Genomic DNA, 24,086 nt, shown 5'->3' with positions numbered 1-24,086 from the left:
CTATCGTTAAAACAAGAACGCGTCTAATGAATAATCTCCTGCACCAATGAACGCAACGGCAATCGCTACAACTAGTAACACTAGGTTGTATTCATAGCCGTTTTGTGTAATCCAAAGACCGTTCGCTCCATGAACTTTTGCAATCGCTACGACCATCGTTAAGGCGATCAATAGCGCCCCTATCGGCGTAAACAGACCGAGTGCAAATAATAATCCTCCAACAAACTCCATTAAACCAGCCAGTAGCGCCATCGTCTTTCCAGGTTTAATGCCAATTGAATCAAAATATTGTCCAGTACCTTCTAGACCATAACCGCCGAATGCACCAAAAAGCTTTTGGGCACCATGGCCAATAAACAACACCCCGATTACGACACGAATGATTAATAACCCAATACTTGTTAACATATAATCTCCTCCTTATAATTCCCTTCACATGTTGAAAAGAACTATTTATCTCGAATTTTATTATTTTGAATTCAAGATATTAATGACAAAAAAAAAGGAATTTATCTCGAATTCAAGATTTATGATACTATGATATTTTTTCTTTGTCAATAAAAAAATTCGTTTAGTCCGATAACCTTATTTATCCTTTATAATTCTAATAATCCGAATACCAATAAAGAAATAGATGATAAGATTCCAAAAAATACTCCTCTTTTTGGAGGAGCTGATCATTATTCATACTTTAAAATATAGTCTCTACAACGATACTGTTGATATTTATATATTCGCTGCAAGCGGACGCTTTCCGCAGGCAAGCCGCAAACCGCTCCCCTCGCTACGCTTAAGTAAGGGTTTTGTCTGGCTTGCTGTTCCCGCTGAAGTCGCCGCTGTGTAAATAACTTACTAAAAATCAACAATGATATATACATAGCCTATATATAAAACTTCTATCGGCATGTTTTCGTCCCTTGATGAAAGGTCATTTGCCAACGGCCGTTCAGGTGTTTCCAAATGGAGCTACGAAGCGTGTATTCATTTCTAGTCTCATCATAGATAAGATAAGTGGCTAACACAACATTTTCAGCTAATAGACGAATATCGAAGTCTAGAATGGTCATTTGGCGTACCGAGAGTCCTCCAGGTTGAACACAATCCGCTTTTACCCACACGTTTCCAGAGCTTCCAAACTCCATAAAGTCCTCCGCAAGAAGCTGGTCGATTTCTTCTGGGGCCATTCGAACTTCTGGTTGAAGAAGCTTTTGTTCTAATTGGTAAATCTGCTCTTTCAATGTATCCATATCGTCTCCTCTTTCCTTACCGTTGTGCTAACACCAGTGACAAACAAATGCCGAAAAAGATTTTCCGATCGATGACCGTCGCTTCTGGGTGAAAGTGAATAATCGCCAAATTCGGATCTTTAAACCGCTGTTGCCATTCGACCGGCATCCATCCTTGTTTAAATTCTGCAATTGTTTTTCCTTGTTCATTAAGTAATTTTAAAAAGAACGCATCTCCTTTAAGCTCATATTCGCCATTCCCATCTTGAAATGTAAACGTTCCTTTTAATTCCCCGCTAAACGATAATCGTTCTTTATATGAACCGATCAGTGTCCCATCTGGTTCATAAAGTTCAATCGACGAATTCCACCCCGGGGTACGGACAATTGCAGCCACAATATTTCCCTCTTTATCCTTCACATGCGCCCGAAACGGTACCCAAAAGGCGAAACTTGTAAAATAGCGTACCCATCTCGATATTTTTTCAGAATCATCTTCGATTGTACCAATGACATCCCCTTTAGGATGAAATAGCAACGCCTGATACGTAAGAGTCTCCCCGCGTTCGATGAGAAGGTCATTTTGCGAAAACAAATGACTATCTACAACAGGGGCGCTATATCGAATTTTATTGATATGTGCAGTTCTTAATTGATTGGCTGCAATAATAAAAAAAAGAAATAGACCCCAAATCACATATTCTACTAAGGTAAAAGCTTTCAAAAAAGCACCTGCTATTAATAGTCCTATAAAGATGATCACAAAAAGCGTTTGCCATTTTCTATATTCCATTGCTCTTCCCCCCGTCTTTTTATACGAAGGAACGTACAAAAAGTTCCAAAAATGTGTTATTCTTATAAAATTTTCGATAACCATTACAAAAAAGAAGACCGATTTCAGTAGTTGACCCGGTCTTCATATAAAACATTTATTTTTATTGTTGAATGAACTGTTCAATCGCTTCTTTCGTCGGAATCGATGAAATGGCACCTTTTCCGGTTGTCGTTAAGGCCCCACTGGCATTTGCAAACCTTAATAGTTCCTGATGATGTTCATTTAACACATCGACCAAGTTGTCAGGGTTTACTTCTTTTTCAAGAAGTTTATATAAAAAGCCGCCAATAAAGGCATCTCCTGCCCCTGTCGTATCTTGAACGTCTACTTTATAGCCGTTCGATAGATAAGCCGAATTCTTTGTATATAGGTCGGCTCCGTTGGCTCCTTTTGTGTAAATAACAGCTTTTACTTCACCTGTAAATAAGCTTTCAATGGCTTCTTTTTCATCCTTCATTCCAGTAATAAACGCTAATTCTTCATCGGAAATTTTAAGGAGATGGGCTTTTGGAATAAACTCTAAAATTGTTTGACGACATTCTTCTGCCTGATTCCAAAGTGGAAGCCGTACATTCGGGTCAAAGCTAATCAGTCCACCGATTTCTTTCACAAGACGGATCGCTTTTTCATGCGCTTGCTTCATTGGACTTTCTACCAAATCGACCGAGCAAAAATGTAAAATATCTCCTTTTTGAAACCAATGTTCTTCGATTTCATCTTCCGAAAGTAATAAGTCGGCCGACGGATTACGATAAAAGGAAAAATCTCGTTCTCCATCTTCTCGAAGGGAAACAAAAGCTAATCCCGTATTGGCTTGATTTGTACGTTTAATTTTGTCCGTTTTGACTCCTGCTTTTTGCAACTCGTCTATTAAAAAGTCCCCGAAGGCATCCATTCCTAGCTTTGTAATCATCGAAGCTTCTGCCCCAAATTTAGCTACCGCCGCCGCGACGTTTGCTGGGGCTCCTCCTGGTGCTCGTACAAAAGCTTGAACATCCTTTAAGGCTTTTCCTTTTTCTTTTGGAATAAAATCAATTAACACTTCACCGATTGAAAATAATCTCCCCATTAGTTAATCCTCTCTTTCATTCATTGGAGATAAATTGTATTTGGTTGTATTTAATGCAACCTTTCCGTTTCTGGAAAAGAAGCGAATTTCTGTACTTTCTGGTCGTGGAAAAATTCGGCTGGTAAACACTTCTTCCCCGTCATTGAGAAAGATTTCAACAGAAGACGTATCAACAAATAGATGCATCTTTAACTTACTGCCTTGAACGATACACTTTCTTGTTGTTCCATACTCTTTCGCCGGAACTTGGCCTGAATGAGTTCGGTCTAAGATGACTTTTTGTTCTTTTTTATTAAAGTAGATGACCGTTTTTTCCTCTTTTCCTGCCCGGAATTCGATTCCGACTTCCTCTGCCTCCATGTCCGTAAACTCACAAATCAGTTCATATATTGTTCCGGTAAACCCATCATACATTTTTTTCTCATTATGAAGAATATCTTTCACATTTACCGAATGTTGACGTAAAGCTTCTAATTCTTTCACAGGGCGCTGAATTAACTTACCATTTTGGACACTCAATTCTCTCGGCAATGTTAAACAATGGGCCCAACCATCTTTGTCTGTTGGATACTCGATTTCAGGAAGACCCATCCAACCAACTAAAAGGCGACGCCCTTTATGATCCACAGTCGTTTGTGGTGCATAAAAATCAAATCCACGATCAAGCTCCACAAACTCTCCATGATGAAATACTTTTTTCTTTAAATCGAGCTTATCACCAAGAATATAGCCAGATTGATAAATATTTTGGAACTGATCCCCATTTGGCTCGACCCCTTGTGGTGAAAAGATCAAAACACCTTTTCCATCTAGTTCAAAATAATCGGGGCACTCCCACATAAATCCAAATTCCTGTAAGTTGGTTTGCACCTCACCTTCAAATGTCCAGTGATGTAAATCTGGTGATGAATAAAGAACAATACAACCTGTTTTATTTTCCCGCTGAGCTCCAATGACAGCATAAAAGGTGTTTTTGTCCTTCCATACTTTCGGATCCCGATAATGATCGGTATACCCTTTTGGAACTTCTTTGATAACGGGCTCACGTAATTTTACAATATGCCCGTCTTCATCCATCACCGCTAAACATTGATAGGGATGACGAACCCAATTTTCATCCCTTGTATTTCCGGTATACATAAGATGTAACTTTCCATTATGGCAAATCGCACTTCCTGAAAAAGCCCCATGGGAATCAAAATAGTCGTTCGGCTGAATACCTATCCCGACATTTTCCCAATGAACAAGATCTTTTGATTTTGTGTGATACCAATATTTTAGTCCATGAACAGGACCGAGCGGAAACCATTGATAAAATAAATGGTATTCCCCGTGAAAATAAGAAAAGCCGTTTGGGTCATTTAAAAGGCCCATTTCCGGTTGAATATGAAAAGATTGACGCCAAATACTTTTTTGGACTTTTTCTTTTAATGCGTTCAATTCCTCTTGACTAGCCTCTTCTAGCCGTCGATATCGCTGTTCTCTCGTCCATTTCATGTGTCATCAAACTCCCCTTAAACATGATGGGAGAATCTATGTGATTCTCCCTTCTCACATTCTATTAAGCTACTTTTTTCTGAGTTTGTTCTTTTATTTCTGCACGCTTCGCTAAAAGGATGGTTGTAACGAATGCTACAGCGAAGGAAATCACCATTCCAATGACATATGGAACAATGGAATCAGGTCGAATCGAAATGATACCTGGTAAACCAGCAGCACCAAGGGCAACTGCTTTGACTTTAAAGATTGTAATAAATGCCGATGAAACGGCTGCACCGGTAATTGCGCCAATAAATGGATAACGAAGCTTTAAGTTTACACCAAACATGGCTGGCTCTGTAATACCTAAAAGTGCTGAAATTCCCGCTGCAGACGCAATACTTTTGATTTTCTTATCTTTTACCATCATTAGCACGGCTAATGTAGCAGCACCTTGGGCAACGTTAGACATGGCCGCAACTGGGAAAATAAATGAACCACCTGTTTTCACGAAATCGGCTAATAATTGGGTTTCAACGGCAATAAAACTATGGTGCATACCCGTAATAACGATCGGTGCATAAACGAAACCAAATAAAGCACCACCGATCAAGCCTGTTGTATCATATAACCAAACAAGTCCGTCCGTTAATAGGTTCCCTGCTGAACGCGTAATCGGTCCTACGGCTGTAAAAGTTAACATACCAGTAATAAAAATCGTTAATAATGGAGTTAACAAGTTATCAAGTGCCGATGGTATATATTTACGCAAAAATTGTTCTGTTTTTGCTAAGATATAGGATGCAACTAAAACTGGTAATACGGTACCTTGATAACCGACTTTTTCAATTTCAAATCCGAATATACTCCAAACAGGAATTTCACCATTTGCTAAGGCACCACCGTACCCCCAGCCGTTTAATAAATCAGGGTGAACCATTAACATCCCTAAAGTTGCACCTAAGTATGGATTACCACCGAAGCGCTGGACGGCTGAAAAACCAATTAATACAGGTAAAAACACGAATGCTGCGTTAGCAAACGTATTTATAAGAGCTGCTAAGTCTGCCAATTCTGGATTCGCTTCAATGAGGGACTTGCCTTCAATAAATAAGTCTTGTGCCGTTAACACATTATTAATCCCCATTAACAGACCGCCAGCAACAATGGCAGGAATAATTGGAACGAAAATATCAGATAGCAGTTTCACTAAACGCTGCAACGGATTGAGATTTTTCGCTCCGGCATCTTTTACATCTTTTGTGGACATTTCTTGTAGTCCGGTTAACTTTTTCAATTCTTGATATACTTTTTGAACAGTCCCTGAACCTAAGATGATTTGAAACTGACCACCCGTTGAAAATGTACCTTTCACGGCATCCATTTGGTCAAGCGCTTCTTGATTCACTTTACTTTCGTCATTTAAAACCAAACGTAAGCGTGTCGCACAGTGAGCAGCAGCCGAAATATTTTCTTTTCCGCCAATAGCCTCTAAAATTCCTTTGGCAATTTGATCGTGTTTCATGGCTTCCTCCCTAAATTGTATATTGGAATATCTGATAATGGAACCGGTTCCAACAACGTATAAAAAATAGGAACCGGTTTCAAGTGCTTTTTTTGGAACTGGAACCGGTTTCAGTTACATTATAATGAACAACGATTTAAATTGTCAACGCTTTCACGTTCAATTATTTGAAAATTTGATAAAGTTCGTTTCGCAATCGCCTCTTCATTCACAAGCTTCACGATGTTTTGTGCCGCCATTTTTCCAGCTTCCTTAAAGAAAAATTTCACGGTCGTCAATCCAGGATGAATAATTTCAGTTACATCATATCCTCCAAAGCCTGTAATCGAAATATCTGTTGGAATGCTTAATCCTTTTAACTGAGCTGCCCTTAATGCCCCAAGAGCGATATTATCTGTTGCGCATACAATAACGGTTGGCTGATATTCTTCTAACATTTTTGACGCTTTTTCTTGTGCGATAAACATATTAAAATCAGTTTCAAAATAACGAACTTCACACGATTCAACTTCTTCTATTGCCCGCTTAAAGCCTTCTTTTCTTTTTACGCCAACAGCCACGTCTTTTTCCGTCACACCTAAATAAGCAATTTTTCGATGACCTTTTTGTAAGATGTATTTCCCAATTTCATAGGCTGCCTCATAGTCATTATGAATAAGACTATGCACGCTCGGGTGTTCTTGTCCAACAAGAAGAATCGGAATCTTTACTTTTTCAAAAGCTTCTAGATGAGCTTTTGTAATTTGGGTGGCAAGTAAAATAATTCCTGCTACTTTTTGGCTTGCTAAGTTATAAATCGTTTCGATTTCTCGTTCAATATGTTGGCTTGTATTCGAAATTAATAATTGATAATTTAATTGTTTTAACTGTTCATCAATACCAATTAACGTACGAGATGTCGCATAAGAATCTAAACGTGGAACAATCGTTCCGATAAAATTGGTTTTTTTCGCCTTCAAGCTTTGAGCAAAAGGATTGGGGGTATATCCAGTTTCATTTATCGCCTGCTCTATTTTTCGTTTCGTTGCTTCACTAACCGAACCACCATTTAAATAACGAGAAACCGTACTTTTCCCAACCCCAGCAATTTTGGCGATATCAGCAATTGTTTTCATGATTGGTCCACCTCAAAATACCTTTTCATCCTTTAATTATACGAAAACGCTTTAAATCGAAGCAATCATACTGTTGATATTTATACATTACGCTTGTGGCGGACGCTTTCCACGGGCAATCCGCAAGCCGCTTCCCTCGCTACGCTCAGGTATGGGTCTTGCCTGGCTTCTTGTCCCCGCTAAAAGTCGCCGCCGTGTAAATAACTTGCTAAAATCAACAATGACATATAACATAGCCAAAAAAAATTATCTAATAAAATCGCTAGGATGTTTTCCTATAAAAAACAACCGATGTAGCGGTCGGGTCATCGCCACATAAAGTAATTTCACGTCTAATTCGTTCGTTTCATCAAATATTTCATTTAATGAGCAAATGAACACCACATCGAACTCTAATCCTTTCGAAACATAGGAGGGTACAATGACGAGCTGGTCTTTCGGAATAGAAGCTTTCTCTTGTAACAACGTTACGTTATCTGAAAAAGTGTTGGAAAGAAGTCCATACAATTGTTCACAATCCGTTCTTGTTTTTCCGATGATTGCAAACGTTTGATATCCTTCTTTTTTTAATTGATGAACATGGTGATGGATCAAATGACTGATCTCTTCTACATCATTATAATGCAAAAACTTCGGTGGCTCCCCATGTCGAACAACGGGAGTAACTTTAGGAAATGTGTACGGTAATTTCTGAAGCAATTGATTGGCTTCTTCCATGATCTCTACCGTTGTTCGATAACTTTTTTGCAGCTCCGTATACGTTGCTCGTGGGAAAATTTCTTGATACACTTCTTCCCACGACTGCAATCCTCGATACGAATGGATGCCTTGAGCTAAATCCCCGACGATTGTAAACATATCCGTTTCTAAAGCTACTTTTAACGCCATTAGTTGCACATAACTATAGTCTTGTCCTTCATCAATCACCACGTTTTTTGCCATCAACTCTTTATCAATGCCATACAACTGCTTTTGTAAAAATAAAAGAGCACCTAAATCTTCATATTCATACTCCCCTTTTCGTAAATGTTTCTGAACGTAATGACAGATTTTAGACGCTTCCTGTCGTGATAAACAGCCTTGACTATATTCTACAAGCTTGTCTTCTTGGAATAACTCTTTATAATATTGCCCCAGCTTTTTGTTCTCAAATTGGCGCATAAACGAAGGAACCGCATGGCGAATGGCTTGTTGTACTTCCGCTAAACGTTTCGCTTTTTTATCGAGCGCTTGGGTGACATACGCTTTTCGTTTAGGAGACTGTTTCACATGAAAAAGAGCATACTCAATTTTTTCATCATAAAAAGCCTCTACTTTTTCGAGCATCTTTTTCTTGTTGGAACGAACGTAATTTTGTAGCACATGCTTTAACTTTTCTTTTCGGCGATATAATGGTAAGTATTGATACTCGACTAATAACAAATGATTATATTTTTTCGCCGAAAATAACCGATATTTGTCCACATAAAAATCTTCTTTCGTCGTAAAACGCTGGGCAATATCGTGAACATATGCTTGTAAAATTTGAAAGAAGAGGCGTGACCCTTTAAATTGGGCGACTTCTGCAGCGATTTGTGCTTCTTTGCCCCCTTGTTCAATGAGTCGAACAAGCTTATCATCAGGACGAAGGCGAAGTTTTTCGTCTAAACAAGCGACCACATAGTCTTGATACGTCGTTTGGCGGACTTTTTCAACTCCTAATTCCGGTAGGGCTTCGGAAATGTAATCGATAAACAGTCGGCTTGGTGCCAAAATCATCAGTTGTTTAGGATCAAAATAGTTTTTATAACGGTAAATAAAATAGGAAATGCGGTGTAAAGCAATCGTCGTTTTCCCACTTCCCGCCGCTCCTTGGACAATGATGGGCTTATTTAAATCGGCACGGATGATTCGGTTTTGTTCTTCTTGAATCGTCGTAATAATTTCTGTTAGACGATTGGAAGAGCTTTTCGCTAGCGACTCTTGTAACAGTTCGTCGTTTGTTGTTAAATCAATATCTCGTAATTCAACAATTTCCCCGTCTTCAATCATAATTTGGCGTTTTAACGTTAATTCCCCTTCGAACGTTTCATCTTCCGTTTCATACGTCACGTGCCCTAAACGACCTTCATAATACAAATTGGCAATCGGTGACCGCCAGTCCACAATGAGCTGCTCTTGATTTTCCCTTTGGTAGAGGGACGTCTTTCCGATGTAATGGACTTCAGTTTTTTCATTATTCCGTTTAAAATCAATGCGAGCAAAGTACGGTTTTTTTCGCGCATTTTTTAAATGCGCTAGCTCTTCCTTCGACATATCAAAAAAGCTGGCATTCGTTAAAATTTCGATGTACGCACCACTCGATTCTAACCAATCCACATCAGCAAACGCTTCTTGCATGTTTTGACGAAATTGTTCTTTGTTCGTTTCAGCTGTTTTAATGACGACATCCATATACGTTTTGGTAAATTCTAGCCGTTTCTTTTCCTCGTGATAATCCGGGTGATGTTCCGGTGCTGTGGTCATACGTTTGCTCCTTTCATAGATAATTGTGGGTGTCTGATGGAGTAAACGAGGTGAGTAAAAATTACAGCAGAGGGCAAGTATCAATATTATCAGAATTATCCCAAAAATACAATAGTTTTCATATGATGTGAAGAAATAGTCAAAATCCGTTACAATAAGCCCATACATTAAATGGAGAAAGGAAGGATTTTGGATGAAAATCGCTGTCATAAGCGGAAGCTCCCGAGACAACGGTAATACCGAATGGTTAGCTGAACAAGCCGTTCAAGGATATGACTACAAATTGTTTAAACTTCGTGAAAAGCAAATTCAGCCTATTCATGATTTACGTCATGATCCAAACGGGTTTCAACCAGTTGATGATGACTATGATGAACTGATTAAAGAAATCTTAGAGTATGATATTCTTGTATTTGCGACACCGATTTATTGGTATGGACTATCAGGATATATGAAAAACTTTATCGATCGCTGGTCTCAAAGCTTACGTGACTGTGAATTACAATTTAAAGAGCGATTAGCAACGAAAAAAGCATACTTAATCACTTGTGGAGGAGATCAACCGAAAATAAAAGGTCTTCCGCTCGTTCAACAATTCCAATACATTTGTCAATTTATTGGTATGGAATTTGCTGGTTATGTGATTGGCCAAGGAAACGCCCCTCAGGAAGTACAAAAAGATACGCAAGCGGTTGAAGCAGCCAAAGGACTTATTCGCGCGTAATAAAAAGCTTTCTCGTCTCTTCAGATGAGAAAGCTTTTCTCTTCTCGTCTTTCGCCGATGTCCCTCACCAACGAATCGACAGCCCTTATATGTTACGGCAATTGCCACGTCCATACCCTTTCCACATAAGAATACACCCCATTTGTATAAGACCATAGGCCCTTAAAAGAAAAATTTCCGTACAATCGAAAACAATAAAAAAACAGCGACTACAAACATCGTAATCACAAGTACTTTTTCTTGTTTATCTCCAAGCATGTGGTCTCTTCCTTTCCCTAAAGGTTTACTTATATTTTACGGCCTATAAGGGAAAATAACAAAAATGAATACTTTTATTGTTCGTCTACCGGACAATCCATCCACTGATTTGCCCATGATTGTACTTCAGCCATAACAGATTTTAACGCCATCCCTTTCTCTGTCAACTCGTACTCAATCCGGACAGGTGTTTCGGCATAGACATTGCGCCGAATAATTCCATGTTTTTCTAATAATTTCAACCGATCCACTAACACTTTTTCACTGATCATCGGAATTTGTTCGGAAATCATTTTAAAACGCATCGGTCCATCAAATAATACTTTTATAATCAGTCCGATCCAACGCCTCCCTAACAATTGAAAGGCAGCTTCATATTTCGGGCACAAATTCGACATGGTCATCCCCCCGTTCGAACGCTTTTTCTTGACGATAAGTTCACCTTATTTTATGCTAACAAAGTACCTTACTTACCAAAAGTAAGTAACTATTATTTTGTAATTCATGACAATACATCATCATAAGGAGGAACATCATGGCAGATATTTTTGGTGTTATTGAATCACGTCGTTCAGCAAAAGTGTACGACCCAAATCTTCCAATTTCGCGTGAAGAGCTTGTTGAGTTATTAGAAATTGCTGGTAAAGCGCCTTCTGCTTGGAACTTACAACATTGGCATTTTATGATTTTTGATAATAAAGAAATTCAACAACGGTTACTCCCAATTGCTTATAACCAACAACAAATTGTTGATGCATCCGCTGTTATCGCGGTATTAGGGGACCTTGAGGCAAACAAAAATGCTGAGCTGGTATTTACCCCAGATGTAGAAGCTGGTATGATGACCCCTGAAATTAAAAGTGCGCTCATTCAACAAATTGAAGGAGCTTATCAAAATAAACAATATGCACGCGACGCTGCGTTCAGTAACGCGTCATTAGCGGCGATGCAATTCATGTTAGCCGCGAAAGCGAAAGGCTGGGACACATGTCCAATTGGTGGTTTTAATCCAGTCCAGTTTATGAAAGAATTTAACGTATCTGATCGCTATGTACCAGTGATGCTTATTACCATTGGAAAAGCGATCAAAGAACCACGTAAATCCAATCGTCTCGACATTCATCAATTAATTACGGAAGCAAAATAATTTTCCTAAACAGGGACCAACAACGGTTCCTGTTTTTTTGTTCGTTTATACTCCTACCTATTTTAATGGTTTTATAAAAAAATGGGAACATTTCTTAAAAAAAGGTTGCGTATCTTCGAAAAAACGAATATTATAATAATCGTGTTAAAAATTGTTCGTGTTTTGGAGGAGTTAATCATGTTTAAATTGCAAGAACATAACACGACGGTAAAAACTGAGTTAATTGCTGGTTTAACGACCTTTTTAACGATGGTTTATATCGTCATCGTAAACCCGATTATTTTAAAAGACGCGGGTGTTCCATTTGATCAAGTATTCACTGCGACGATCATTGCCACAGTGATCGGAACGTTATGGATGGCCCTTTTTGCCAACTATCCAATAGCAATCGCACCTGGTATGGGTTTAAATGCATATTTTGCGTATTCTGTCGTAGGTTCAAATGAACATGTGTCTTATGCCACTGCCTTTTCTGCGGTGTTTGTCGCTGGTATTATTTTCGTCATTTTATCATTATCTCCTTTCCGTAAAAAATTAATTGAAGCCATTCCAGAAAACTTAAAACATGGAATTACGGCTGGAATTGGTTTGTTTATTGCCTTTATCGGTTTACGCTTAACCGGTATTATTACCGACCATCCAACGAATTTAGTCGCGTTAGGCGATCTTCATTCCCCATCGGCCTTGTTGGCACTTGTTGGTTTAGCGGTGACGCTAATATTGATGGTGTTAAATGTCCATGGTGCATTATTTCTCGGAATGATTATCACGGCCATTATCGCTTACTTTACAGGTCAACTTTCTTTTGACCAAGGGTTTGTGTCCATGCCAAAACTTCCAGAAGGACTTATTGTGTTAAACCCAATCACAGCTTTTACAGATGTCATTCAACATGGATTATACGCCGTTGTTTTCTCCTTCTTACTAGTTACGATTTTTGATACAACAGGAACAATGATTGGAGTGGCTCAACAAGCGGGATTAATGAAAGGAAAAACAATGCCACGTGCCCGAGAAGCATTATTAGCAGATTCGGTTGCCACTACTTTTGGAGCTATGTTCGGTACAAGCCCAACAAGTGCATACATTGAATCTTCTGCTGGGGTAGCGGCTGGCGGACGTACAGGCTTAACGACGTTAACCGTTGCTGTACTTTTCATCCTATCCGCCTTTTTCGGACCTTTAGTCAGTGCGATTTCAGGAATTAGCGCGATTACCGCACCAGCGTTAATTATTGTTGGTAGCTTAATGATGAGTGCCATCACACATATTAAGTGGAATGAATTAGATGAAGCGTTTCCTGCTTTCCTCATTATTTTAAGCATGCCACTTACATCGAGCATTGCGACAGGTATTGCGTTAGGATTTATTTCATATCCGATTATGAAAATCTTCAAAGGACAATGGAAAACGGTTCATCCGCTTGTATACTTATTTGCAATTCTCTTCTTCTATCAATTAGCATATTTACCTCACTAACACCGGGAACTTCTCCCGGTGTTTTTTTTATAAAGGCTATTGTTTAAGTCATTGTTGATTTTTAGCAAGTTATTCACACGGCGGCAACTCCCGCGGGAACAAGAAGCCGCAAGACCCATACTTGAGCGTAGCGAGGGAAGCGACTTGCCCGCGGAAAGCGTCCGCCACAAGCGTAATGTATAAATATCAACAGTATCGTTTAACAGAGCCTATATAAAAGAAAGCTTTCATTGTGGGTAATAATTAGGTTCTTACTGGCGCATAATTCCTACTAAACTTCTTTGATTTTGAAGCGGAAGTCTTAGCGTAAGTTAGAGCGGAATAAACTTCTATTGACAAGAAAAAAGAATTTTCTTTATAATAAGGGCACTCATACTCGTATAATTTTGGAGATACGGTCCAGAAGTTTCTACCAAACTACCGTAAATAGTTTGACTACGAGGGAGTAGAATGAAAAAATGTTTCCTTTTTCGTTCTCCTTATCCTCCAGTCAAGGAACTGTCTCTCCCGACAGTTCCTTCAGCAAATGTATCTAATAACGCTAGGAGAAGTCTCCTTCCTTAATAAAAAGAACGACTCATTATAGGTCGTTCTTTTTTATGTATGTATTATTTTTCTGAAAAAACAATCGATTTACCGATTTAATTATTTTAAAATAATAAATAAACGAAATCAGATGATAATATTCAGTCTTTTTGTACTCTTGGTACACTTCGAAAAAATAGCAATTTATCTTAATTTATTGACATCTAAATTGTTTGTAAATTAATATAATAACATGTTTTTAAAAAAATAATTGATTTGGGGGTTCATTATGCAAGCATCAGCAGAAATTCAACATGAGCAGACTGAAGAACGTTCCTCCAAGAAACATCCTCCGGGATTGTATCTACTATTTTTTACTGAAATGTGGGAACGTTTTAGCTACTATGGTATGCGTGCTATCCTTGTTCTCTACTTAACAACTGCTGTTATAAGCGGTGGATTAGGGATGAAAGAGGAAGCCGCGTTAATGTTATATGGTTTCTTTACAGGAGCCGTTTATTTAACACCATTAGTTGGGGGCTATTTATCCGACCGCTTTTTAGGCAGACGTCTAGCCATTACGATCGGTGGTATATTAATGGCATTAGGTAACTTCGCCCTGTTCTCAAGCCAAACATATACCGCTCTTTATATTGGATTAGCCTTACTTATTATTGGTAATGGTTTCTTTAAACCAAATATCTCTACATTAGTAGGAGAATTATACGAAGAAAATGACCGCCGTCGAGATGGGGCATTCACGATTTTCTATATGGGAATTAACATTGGTGCGTTTTTTGCTCCACTTGTCATCGGATTTTTAGCAGAAGATTTCTTTAAAACAACAGTCGATGGATTTGTACATTACGGTTTTAAATACGGTTTCTTAGCAGCTTCTATCGGAATGATTATTGGACAATTAATTTTCAATATTTTCGGTAACCGTTACCTTGGCGATATCGGAAAAAAACCAACAGGTAAACCGCAAGTCAACGATCAAGGTGTCGTTGAAAATAAACCATTAACGAAAAAGGAAAAACAACGGACTGCCGTTATTTTCATTTTAGCCGTATTCGTTGTTGCCTTCTGGGCAGGCTTTGAACAAGCAGGAAGCTCTTTAACCTTATATACAGCGAAATTTGTGGACCGCGATTTATTCGGGTACGAAATTCCTATTTCTTGGTTCCAATCATTGAACCCGTTATTTATTGTTATTTTAGCTCCAATATTATCGGCTCTTTGGTTAAAACTGTCCTATTCTAAACGCGGTGATTTAAGTATCCCAACGAAAATGGGATTAGGAATGATTCTACTTGGTCTTGGATTTTTAGTTGTAACCTTAGCCGTGTTACAAACAGGTAGCGATGAAGCAAATATCGTCGTTAAAGCAAACGTCCTGTTTATTATCGCCACTTACTTCTTACACACTCTCGGTGAATTACTGCTTTCACCTGTTGGCTTGTCGCTAGTCAGCCGAATCGCTCCAGTGAAGCTCGCTTCTTTACTAATGGGCGTATGGCTTGCAAGCTCTGGTGTGGCGAATATTGTTGCTGGCCGTCTCGCTGCCTATACTTCTTCTTTAGGTTATTTAGAAGTGTTCAGCTTAATCGGTTTTGTAACGATTGGTCTTGGATTAATTTTACTATTCATTTCGAAAAAACTTGTTCAAATGATGGATTAATCGTAAAAAACTACCTTGGATGTTTGTCCAAGGTAGTTTTTTTATGGAATTCAGATGGAATACTTATGAGTAAGTCTTCACAAAATCGTCACACTATCGTTGCTAACTTGTGGTAAAATAACATTGTGAAATATTTCACAAATAAATTTGTGTAGGTGATCGGGATGGTTCACAATTTTACCAATAAAGTAGTCGTTATTGGAACAGGTTTTGTTGGTTCCAGCTACGCCTTTGCCTTGTTAAATGAAGGAATTGCTCACGAATTAGTGTTAATTGATGTCAACGAGAAAAAAGCCGAAGGAGATGCACGCGACTTAAATCATGGGATGCCGTTTGCTCCTTCGCCTATGCTGATTCGCTCAGGTTCATATGATGAGTGCCGGGATGCGGATTTAGTCGTCATTACGGCAGGAGCGAACCAAAAACCTGGTGAGACACGGCTTGATTTAGTCGAAAAAAACGTAGCGATTTTCCAAACGATTATTGAGCAAGTGATGGCCAGTGGATTTAATGGGATTTTACTCATTGCCACCAATCCGGTTGACGTGTTGTCCTATGCTTCTTGGAAATTCTCAGGCTTACCGAAAGAAAAAGTAATTGGTTCCGGAACGATTTTAGATACTGCTCGCTTCCGTTACTTGCTTGGTTCATACTTTCAAGTGGACCCTCGGAACGTGCATGCCTATATTATGGGTGAACACGGTGATACAGAGTTTCCAGTTTGGAGCCATGCAACGATTGGTGGCCAAACATTAAAAGAGTACATGAATGACAACTCGAAAATGAAGGATTTACAACAAATCTTTTTCAATGTTCGCAATGCGGCGTATGACATTATTCATTTAAAAGGGGCTACCTATTACGGGATTGCAATGGGACTTGTCCGGATTACAAAAGCGATTTTCCAAAATGAAAATAGCATTTTAACTGTTTCTGCCTTACTTGATGGTTCCTATGGAGAAGAAGATGTTTATCTAGGTGTTCCAGCTATCATTAACCGCCAAGGAATTCGACAAATTATTGAATTACCGCTTAATCCAGAGGAACAGAAACAGCTTCATCATTCCGCAAACACGTTACGCCAAACGATCCAATCCGTCAACATTCGCTAGAAGAGGAGGTATTCCTCTTCTTTTTTTCTTTTCGAAAATACAGAGGCATTGGCACATATAATGATTTAATAGCATATTTCATGAAAGGAGGACGCCAATGTATTATCCACCTACTGTAAAAAAAGAGGATGGACGAAAAAAACGAACGCTCCTTGTTTATGGCGAAGGAACAGTGACCGCTCAACCTGATCAAGCGAAACTCACTTTAGGTGTAAGTACAACCAACGAAAATGTTCAATCCGCCCAACAGGAAAATGCCGTCCGTATGAATCAAGTCATCACATCAATCGTCAATCTTGGAGTCCCTCGTGACGACATCCAAACGTCTCAGTACCGTATCACTCCACAATACGATTATGTGGATGGGAAACGGATTTTCCGCGGATATGAAGTCGTCAACCTCGTTGAAGTAACCATCAACGATTTAACGATGGTAGGGACGATCCTTGATACAGCCGTCCAGCAAGGTGCGAATCAAATCGGCAACATTCAATTTCTCGTCTCACAACCGGAACAGTACTATCAACAAGCGCTCATACAAGCAGTTCATCAGTCATTCAAAAAAGCTCGAGCGATTGTTTCCGCCATTCGAGTCACGTTAGATGAGACACCTATTTCCATCACTGAGCTGACAGAAGATCGTCCCCTAACACTCGTCAAAGCAGCCACTTACGATACCTATGAAGAAATCACGCCCATTTCACCAGGCACGCTCGACATTACGGCAAAAGTAAAAAGTGAATTTAAGTATTATTAAAAAGAGCTGCTGTATTGGTCAGCTCTTTTTTCCATTTACCTTAAGCACCATTCGAACCGTTTGCAATTGATGCCCGGCAAAATCTTCGGTAAATTCTTTGACCAATTGAAATCCTTTTGCTTCATAAAATGTTCGGCCAATTCGATTTTGCTTTTCAACGTTCACCCATACCTCTTTTACATCAAGTAGTTCTTGTAATCCTCGATTTAATAAAGCCGTTCCGATTCCTTGTCCTTGGTATGCTGGTAACAAATAAATCGCTCCGAGCTCGACTTTTCCATCGGTGACAGGAGAAAAGTTCGCATAACCGACAACCTCCCCATCTTTTTCCGCCACCCAAAGATGGGAATGTTGTAATCTCCGCACCATTTGCTCATCAGAATACGCGTTATGTAAAAAATCATCCTGCACGTGTTTTGGAATGATCCCTGCATAAGTAGCATGCCAACTTTCTCTAGCTACATGCTGTACAGCCGGGATATCTCTTTGTGTCATACGGCGAATCATTTATTAACCTCCTAACTTTTGGTAGTTTAATAAGAATATATAAAATTCCTGTTTAGTAGACAATTGATTTGTTTAGAAGTACGTTCGTTCCCCATTCAGACAGGTTAAAAAAAGACTAACCTCCCTACTTAAAGGAAGATTAGTCTTGCTACACATTAGTTATTTAAATATACCTCTTTCGTGGATTGTACGGGTTTCGCCTTTACAGAAGGAAAATTAAATACAATCGCTAAAGCACCGCAAAGAGCGATTAACATCGGATAGAACGAAAACGGAATAATTTCAAGCGGTGATAACGACGCCATTTGCGCAGCAACTAACAACTGTGCGCCGTATGGAATGATTCCTTGAATGGCACAAGAAAAAATGTCTAAAATACTTGCCGATTTTCGGGCATCAATGTCGTATTGATCTGCAATTTGTTTTGCTAGCGGACCCGCTACAATGATAGAAATCGTGTTGTTGGCTGTCGCGAAATTGGTCGCACTCACCAAACCAGCGATACTAAATTGAGCTCCTTTTGGCGAACGGACATTTTTAGACACCAGGTTGAGTAAAAATTGAATGCCACCGTTATGTTTAATGATTTCTACGATACCACCAATCAACATCGTTAAAATAACGATTTCCGCCATGCCGTTTAATCCTTCAGCCACTTTGCCTACAAAAGTTGACAATGTATAACTACCATCGACCAAGCCAATTGCTCCAGCAAGAACGATCCCACCGGCTAACACCGCGATGACGTTCACACCTGCAATCGCAGCAATCAGCACACCTACATATGGTAACACTTTAACCCATTGGAATTCACCGATGGTCACTTGTACTTCTTGACTGCTTGTGACAAAAATGAAAAGTAAAATCGTCACAATAGCTGCTGGTAACACAATAAAAAAGTTTGTTTTAAACTTGTCTTTCATTTTCGTTTGTTGCGAACGAACGGCAGCAATTGTTGTATCGGAAATAATGGACAAGTTATCACCAAACATGGCACCACCTACAACCGCTGCCATCGCAACGGATAACGAAATCCCGGTTTGCTCCCCTATACCGACGCCAATCGGTGCAAGGGCAGCAATCGTTCCCATCGATGTCCCCATCGATAACGAAATAAAGGCCGCTATTACAAACAATCCAGCGATCATAATATTTTGAGGCAATACTGATAATGCTAAATTAACCGTTGATTCCACAGCCCCCATTCCTTTAGCCGTCGCAGAAAAAGCCCCGGCTAATAAGAAAATCAACACCATAATCATAATATCCGGGTGTCCAGCTCCCTTGGCAAAACGCTCAACTTTGACACCAAACGATTCTTTTCGGTTCATCACTAACGCCACAGCACTAGCAAGTAAAGCCGCTACTAACACCGGCAATTGATAAAAATCTCCAGTCATTACTCCTGAACCAATGAACAATGATAAAAACACCACTAACGGGAATAACGCCAACACACTTCCTTGCTTCTTTTCCAACTTGTTCACTCCTATCTTGTATGTCTCAAATGTAAGTGTTCGGCCAATATAGGTATGAAAAAAGCCCCTTCTTTTTAATAAGAAGAGGCCTTATGTTTATACATAAGTAACACTCTTCTTATCTTTCAAGCATCCGCTTGCTGGATTTGGCACAGCACTCAATAAATGAGTCCGCTGCCGAGACTTCTTCGGGCCAGTCCCTCCATCTCTCTTGATAAGAAGACTTCACTACCACTATTCAACTTACACTTTTATTACTTTAATACGATTAAGTAGAGAAGTCAAATATTTTTTTCGTGTTTTCATAGAAAATTCAATCGGTCCAAATAATGTACTTTATATAACAAAAGGCTGTTTTATTTTTAAAGGCGGCGACTCCAGCGGGAACAAGAAGCCGCAAGACACTTACTTGAGCGTAGCGAGGGAAGCGGCTTACGGCTTCCCCGCGGAAAGCGTCCGCCACAAGCGTAATGTATAAATATCAACAGTATCGTTTAACAGACATTCATGTCAATTGCCATTGGCACATCGATGAATAAAATAACATCAAAAGTTATCCACAGTTATTTTAGGATAGAGCCTAACAAAAAAAATCCACCTCATAACGGTGGAATTATTACTCATTAAAGTGTTACTTATCTTTTTCTTTCAATAATTTCTTTATTTTTTCATCCACATCAAGTTCATCCATCTCTAACGATAAATAGTTATCCATACTGTCAGGAACATATCTAGCAGCCTTGCCGTTTTTGATGTTAAATTTTCCTTGATGAGCTCCTAAAATCCCATAATGTTCTTCTTCCAATAACGGAAAATCAGATTTCACACCAAACAATAACACCTTATCATTTTTTTCCATATTGGGTACACCATTAAAAACAACCTTCACCTGTTCTTTTAATTTTTCTTTTGGATAATCTTTAAATTTTTTCCCAACACCTGCTGCTTCTTTTGTAATCATTCCACCAGGTTCAATAAACGTAAGCTCTTGCCCTGCTTTTACATCTCCAGTATATACTTTTGAAACTTTTACGTTTACTTTCGTAAATACAACACGATCTTCCCCAACTTCATGATGAACAGAGCTTGTTTCTAAAACCTTTCCTTCAATAATGACTGTTGCATCTTCCATAAGTTCCTCGACATTGTTATATATCTTCTCAAAATCCACTTCTGTCACGACTTCTTCGATACTTTCATTTCTTGTTACTTCCTCTAATCTATTTTCCTCTACCGCTACCGATTTGGCAGAAACGGTTAGGGGTTCATTTTGGATGTTAAAATGACTATCATTTATATAAAAAGTTGTTCCTAAAATGATAAAGGCAATCACACCGAAGAGCATTTTTTTCATATTTCCACTCCCTTTCCAAATTAGTACAGATAATTAATGCCATGGAGATCATCAGCTTGTGAATTGCTTACTTTTCTACCATATCCTAGTTGACACATGATAGCATATGGATTTGAGTTGTTGTGAGCTAATCCAAAAGCATGCCCCATTTCATGAGCAATAGTCCCTTTCCTATCTGTACTATTTAGATTATTAAAGTTAGGATTATTTAATTTAATTTTGTTCCAGCCCCAATTTTCTTGATAAGGGTCTAACTTCGTATCATATTTCCAAAATTCAGTTTCTCCTAACACTCCCATATAACTCGGGTAATAACTTCCTGCGTAAATATCCATAACACTTTGAGACATGGTAGTTGTTTTACGATATGAAATTGGGGTGGTAATTCCGACACGTTCCGTTGTATAAATCCATTCATTCATCGCTTGGTCAATTAAACTTTCATAACTACTTGCCGATGAAGTGATATAATAATATCTTTTATTGTTACCGTAGTTTCCTACCCCTCCATTTAAAACATGATCGTTGAAAGTATTGTAAGCAGATGCACTACTTGGAAGGAAAAGGGTAAATGAAGTACCTAGTAGTGTAATGAATGCAACCATTCTACCTACGTATGTACGGAACATCCGCATGAAATCGCCTCCCACCTTCTATATTTTTTCAAATTAGTAAATATTTAATATAAATTAAGTTTATAATATATTAAATTTTAGTCAATAATAAATACAGAATTTTCTAAAATATTTTATGCGACTTTGATCAATTCATTGAATAAATTTTTTTACCAATTAATCCATCCCTTCAGTCCCATTAAATAAGTACAAAAAAGAGGCCGGCCAGTAGCCAACCTCTTTTATATCGTTACATCGCACTTCCGTCCATCTCGATTGCTTGCTCAATGGCTTCTTGAGGTACAACAATGGATTCAATTTCGTTATATTGGTTGTATTTTGTTGTCATGTCCATTTTCATATCGACCGGCATCTCTCCATCATTGATCGTTAAGGACATCGACATTTCTAATTGACTAACTAAAAATGTATTTTTATCAACCATCACTTTATAAGATAAACTTTGAATGTTCATGGCTTCTAATGCTTGTTCGGAATCGTGTGTCATCATCATGTCGCCGTTTAAACTATTCATTTTTTCTAGAATGAATTTTTTCACCGTATCATTGGAACTATCAATCGTGATGATATATTGTCCTTCTTGTTCTTTTAGATCAATATAATCAGAGACTGCTTTTAATTCTTCAATTTCTTGAGATGGATCGTATCCTTGAAGTTGTGCTTTTATATCTTCAGGAAGCTCTTCTGTATCAAACGTCATTTTAGCCCACATGCCTCCTAAATCCATGTAGACCGCTTCCCCATCAAAGTACGAATCGACGGCAAATTCCTCTCCTTCCAAAGCAGTTGTTGTTGTCGTATGTCCCATGAACGGATCGACCGTATATCTTCCTTCCATTTGCATCGGCATGGACATTTGTTCACCATCTATATTCATGTCAATATTCGCATCAATATTCATCGCATAACTTTTTACATCTGCCATCTCTTCTGTTGACTTCATTAGTATGTCTTCAGCTGTCAGTTTTCCCCCTGTACTTCCATCTTCTTTGTTCGCTACTTTTTCTTGTCCGCAAGCCACAAGTAATATCGCGAACAGGCTTGCCATCAATAATACGTGTAGTTTTTTCAATATGGTTCCCCCTAACTTCCTATTCTCCACGTTTTTTAGAAAACGCATAATCTTAACTATTTTTCTATAACATATACTTTTTTTCAATGCTAAAATAATAAAAACAGCCAGATTTCACAGTGTTCTGTAATTTATAAGCAATATTTACTAAAATCAAAGACAAAATTCCTAGTGCAAAAAACCCCATTTCTATTACACATTAACGTATTAAACAAAAATAGCCCAAAAAAAAGAAAGGTATTCCCTTTCATTTTACACGGGTTGTTTGGATTCATCTTTTTTGAAAAATCTTTTCATTGCGTGAAAGACGTCCGCTTTTTGTTTTAAAATGTAATACTTAAATTTTTCATTTTTCACGTTTTTATACGCTTGCATCAATGTCGAGTGTCGGTTATATTGATTCACTTCACCGTAACCGAACATGTTGGAATGTTTCATAATTTCATCCACTAACTTTACACACCGGGCGTTATCCGATGTTAAATTATCCCCATCTGAAAAATGAAACGGATAGATGTTATAACGATTAGGGTCGTATTTTTCATGAATTAATTCAAGCGCCATTCGGTAAGCAGATGAACAAATCGTTCCTCCACTTTCTCCTTTTGAGAAAAACTCTTCTTCTGTCACGACTTTCGCATCCGTGTGATGAGCAATAAACTCAATTTCAACCGTTTCGTATTTCGTCCGTAAAAACCGTATCATCCAAAAGAAAAAGCTACGTGCCATATATTTTTCCCATACGCCCATCGAGCCACTTGTATCCATCATCGCTAATACAACTGCTTTAGAATCTGGCTTCGTTATTTCGTTCCACGTTTTAAACTTTAAATCTTCTCGATAGATTGGATAAAAACTTGGTTTCCCTCGCATCGCATTTCGTTTAAAGGCAGACATCATCGTCCGTTTTTTATCAATGTTCCCCATGAGACCCGTTTTTCGAATATCGTTAAATTCGATAGATGTAACTTTATTTAAATCAGGTTCTTTTTGTTTTAAATTCGGCAATTCGAGTTGGCTAAATAAGGCGGATTCTAATTCTAAAATCGAAACTTCCGCTTCGTAATAGTCTTGCCCTGGCGTATCTCCGGCCCCGTTGCCTTTCCCTGGTCCCTTTTGACTACCCGAACCATCTCTAGCAATGACATCGCCGACTTGACTATCACCGTCCCCCTGACCAACGTGTTTATTCTTATCATAATTGTACCGAATTTTATATTCATCTAATGAGCGAATTGGAATTTTTATCACGTCTCTACCGTTTGACATCACGATGCTTTCTTCAGTGATCAAATCAGGCAAATTGTTACGAATCGCTTCCTGAACTTTTTCTTGATGACGTTGTTGGTCATCATGTCCTTTACGGTGGAGGGACCAATCTTCTTTCGATACGACAAACTGCTGATTATCCGCATGAGTCACCTTTTTTTCCCCTCCTATAAAAAATTTATTCACGAATTCCATCTTTGTTACATACAATATGTTGGCAAAAAAACTATGGAATACAAGAAAGTTTGTTTGATTACTCTATCGTATGCATGAAATTCAAATAATTGACCAATTCGAACAATAAATAGACAAAAACCTAAATTTTTGGACAAGT

24 protein-coding genes and 2 riboswitches are annotated in these 24,086 nt (G+C 38.6%); of the genes, 7 read left to right on the top strand and 17 right to left on the bottom strand.

From position 1 onward, the window contains the following. Positions 1 to 6: 6 nt before the first annotated feature. The 10 genes from H0Z31_09490 to H0Z31_09445 form a co-directional block, all read right to left on the bottom strand. A complete protein-coding gene (locus H0Z31_09490; GenBank protein ID MBO8177669.1) occupies positions 7 to 408 on the bottom strand; it encodes a DoxX family protein in 402 nt (133 codons plus the stop codon). Between the two features lie 272 nt (positions 409 to 680). Continuing rightward, complete coding sequence (locus H0Z31_09485) at positions 681 to 878, bottom strand: hypothetical protein (protein MBO8177668.1); 198 nt, start codon at positions 876 to 878, stop codon at positions 681 to 683. 18 nt (positions 879 to 896) lie between these two features. Further along, positions 897 to 1,247 carry a DUF4440 domain-containing protein gene (locus H0Z31_09480; GenBank protein ID MBO8177667.1) on the bottom strand — a complete coding sequence of 117 codons (351 nt, stop codon included), beginning with the start codon at positions 1,245 to 1,247 and terminating at the stop codon, positions 897 to 899. A 16-nt stretch (positions 1,248 to 1,263) separates the two neighbouring features. After that, positions 1,264 to 2,019 carry a hypothetical protein gene (locus H0Z31_09475; protein ID MBO8177666.1) on the bottom strand — a complete coding sequence of 252 codons (756 nt, stop codon included), beginning with the start codon at positions 2,017 to 2,019 and terminating at the stop codon, positions 1,264 to 1,266. A 142-nt stretch (positions 2,020 to 2,161) separates the two neighbouring features. Then, a complete protein-coding gene (locus H0Z31_09470; GenBank protein MBO8177665.1) occupies positions 2,162 to 3,130 on the bottom strand; it encodes a carbohydrate kinase in 969 nt (322 codons plus the stop codon). A 3-nt stretch (positions 3,131 to 3,133) separates the two neighbouring features. Further along, entirely contained in the window at positions 3,134 to 4,627 is a 1,494-nt protein-coding gene (locus tag H0Z31_09465; protein MBO8177664.1) for a sucrose-6-phosphate hydrolase, read from the bottom strand. A gap of 64 nt (positions 4,628 to 4,691) precedes the next feature. Then, positions 4,692 to 6,134, bottom strand: a complete 1,443-nt coding sequence (locus H0Z31_09460) for a PTS sucrose transporter subunit IIBC (GenBank protein ID MBO8177663.1) — start codon at positions 6,132 to 6,134, stop codon at positions 4,692 to 4,694. 119 nt (positions 6,135 to 6,253) lie between these two features. Beyond that, positions 6,254 to 7,249, bottom strand: a complete 996-nt coding sequence (locus tag H0Z31_09455) for a LacI family DNA-binding transcriptional regulator (GenBank protein MBO8177662.1) — start codon at positions 7,247 to 7,249, stop codon at positions 6,254 to 6,256. A gap of 87 nt (positions 7,250 to 7,336) precedes the next feature. Further along, on the bottom strand, positions 7,337 to 7,489 hold the full coding sequence (locus H0Z31_09450; GenBank protein ID MBO8177661.1) for a hypothetical protein: 153 nt from the start codon (positions 7,487 to 7,489) through the stop codon (positions 7,337 to 7,339). Between the two features lie 6 nt (positions 7,490 to 7,495). Next, positions 7,496 to 9,754: an AAA family ATPase gene (locus H0Z31_09445; GenBank protein ID MBO8177660.1), complete on the bottom strand. Its 2,259-nt coding sequence runs from the start codon at positions 9,752 to 9,754 to the stop codon at positions 7,496 to 7,498. A 193-nt stretch (positions 9,755 to 9,947) separates the two neighbouring features. Here H0Z31_09445 and H0Z31_09440 point away from each other — a divergent pair, with 193 nt between their 5' ends. Further along, positions 9,948 to 10,478, top strand: coding sequence for a flavodoxin family protein (locus H0Z31_09440; protein ID MBO8177659.1), 531 nt, complete (start codon positions 9,948 to 9,950; stop codon positions 10,476 to 10,478). Between the two features lie 332 nt (positions 10,479 to 10,810). On the opposite strand, the gene H0Z31_09435 is transcribed toward H0Z31_09440, so the two are convergent. Next, entirely contained in the window at positions 10,811 to 11,134 is a 324-nt protein-coding gene (locus H0Z31_09435; GenBank protein ID MBO8177658.1) for a helix-turn-helix transcriptional regulator, read from the bottom strand. Between the two features lie 137 nt (positions 11,135 to 11,271). Here H0Z31_09435 and H0Z31_09430 point away from each other — a divergent pair, with 137 nt between their 5' ends. The 6 genes from H0Z31_09430 to H0Z31_09405 all read left to right on the top strand — a co-directional run bounded on the left by H0Z31_09430 (position 11,272) and on the right by H0Z31_09405 (position 17,437). Further along, the gene (locus H0Z31_09430) at positions 11,272 to 11,883 is read left to right on the top strand and encodes a nitroreductase family protein (GenBank protein MBO8177657.1); all 612 of its coding nucleotides are present in this window, start codon (positions 11,272 to 11,274) and stop codon (positions 11,881 to 11,883) included. Positions 11,884 to 12,060: 177 nt separating this feature from the next. Beyond that, complete coding sequence (locus tag H0Z31_09425; GenBank protein ID MBO8177656.1) at positions 12,061 to 13,362, top strand: NCS2 family permease; 1,302 nt, start codon at positions 12,061 to 12,063, stop codon at positions 13,360 to 13,362. 39 nt (positions 13,363 to 13,401) lie between these two features. After that, complete coding sequence (locus H0Z31_09420; protein MBO8177655.1) at positions 13,402 to 13,545, top strand: hypothetical protein; 144 nt, start codon at positions 13,402 to 13,404, stop codon at positions 13,543 to 13,545. A gap of 173 nt (positions 13,546 to 13,718) precedes the next feature. After that, positions 13,719 to 13,820, top strand: a riboswitch (purine riboswitch). 356 nt (positions 13,821 to 14,176) lie between these two features. Next, positions 14,177 to 15,568: a peptide MFS transporter gene (locus H0Z31_09415; GenBank protein ID MBO8177654.1), complete on the top strand. Its 1,392-nt coding sequence runs from the start codon at positions 14,177 to 14,179 to the stop codon at positions 15,566 to 15,568. Between the two features lie 164 nt (positions 15,569 to 15,732). Continuing rightward, positions 15,733 to 16,680, top strand: coding sequence for an L-lactate dehydrogenase (locus H0Z31_09410; GenBank protein MBO8177653.1), 948 nt, complete (start codon positions 15,733 to 15,735; stop codon positions 16,678 to 16,680). A 97-nt stretch (positions 16,681 to 16,777) separates the two neighbouring features. Further along, positions 16,778 to 17,437: an SIMPL domain-containing protein gene (locus H0Z31_09405; GenBank protein MBO8177652.1), complete on the top strand. Its 660-nt coding sequence runs from the start codon at positions 16,778 to 16,780 to the stop codon at positions 17,435 to 17,437. Positions 17,438 to 17,455: 18 nt separating this feature from the next. On the opposite strand, the gene H0Z31_09400 is transcribed toward H0Z31_09405, so the two are convergent. The 6 genes from H0Z31_09400 to yhbH all read right to left on the bottom strand — a co-directional run bounded on the left by H0Z31_09400 (position 17,456) and on the right by yhbH (position 23,905). Continuing rightward, positions 17,456 to 17,944, bottom strand: coding sequence for a GNAT family N-acetyltransferase (locus H0Z31_09400; GenBank protein MBO8177651.1), 489 nt, complete (start codon positions 17,942 to 17,944; stop codon positions 17,456 to 17,458). A 155-nt stretch (positions 17,945 to 18,099) separates the two neighbouring features. Next, positions 18,100 to 19,422 (bottom strand): Na+/H+ antiporter NhaC family protein, encoded by a 1,323-nt coding sequence (locus tag H0Z31_09395; GenBank protein ID MBO8177650.1) that lies wholly within the window; start codon positions 19,420 to 19,422, stop codon positions 18,100 to 18,102. 115 nt (positions 19,423 to 19,537) lie between these two features. Continuing rightward, positions 19,538 to 19,643: riboswitch (SAM riboswitch) on the bottom strand. 410 nt (positions 19,644 to 20,053) lie between these two features. Then, positions 20,054 to 20,776, bottom strand: a complete 723-nt coding sequence (locus H0Z31_09390; GenBank protein MBO8177649.1) for a hypothetical protein — start codon at positions 20,774 to 20,776, stop codon at positions 20,054 to 20,056. Between the two features lie 20 nt (positions 20,777 to 20,796). Then, on the bottom strand, positions 20,797 to 21,411 hold the full coding sequence (locus tag H0Z31_09385; protein MBO8177648.1) for a matrixin family metalloprotease: 615 nt from the start codon (positions 21,409 to 21,411) through the stop codon (positions 20,797 to 20,799). A gap of 229 nt (positions 21,412 to 21,640) precedes the next feature. Then, positions 21,641 to 22,483 carry a hypothetical protein gene (locus H0Z31_09380; GenBank protein ID MBO8177647.1) on the bottom strand — a complete coding sequence of 281 codons (843 nt, stop codon included), beginning with the start codon at positions 22,481 to 22,483 and terminating at the stop codon, positions 21,641 to 21,643. Positions 22,484 to 22,735: 252 nt separating this feature from the next. Continuing rightward, positions 22,736 to 23,905: a sporulation protein YhbH gene (yhbH, locus tag H0Z31_09375; protein MBO8177646.1), complete on the bottom strand. Its 1,170-nt coding sequence runs from the start codon at positions 23,903 to 23,905 to the stop codon at positions 22,736 to 22,738. Between the last annotated feature and the right edge of the window lie 181 nt (positions 23,906 to 24,086).

It is taken from the genome of Bacillus sp. (in: firmicutes) (assembly GCA_017656295.1).
Classification (GTDB): Bacteria; Bacillota; Bacilli; order Bacillales; family JACDOC01; genus JACDOC01.
This window is presented reverse-complemented; position numbering and strand designations above follow the sequence as displayed.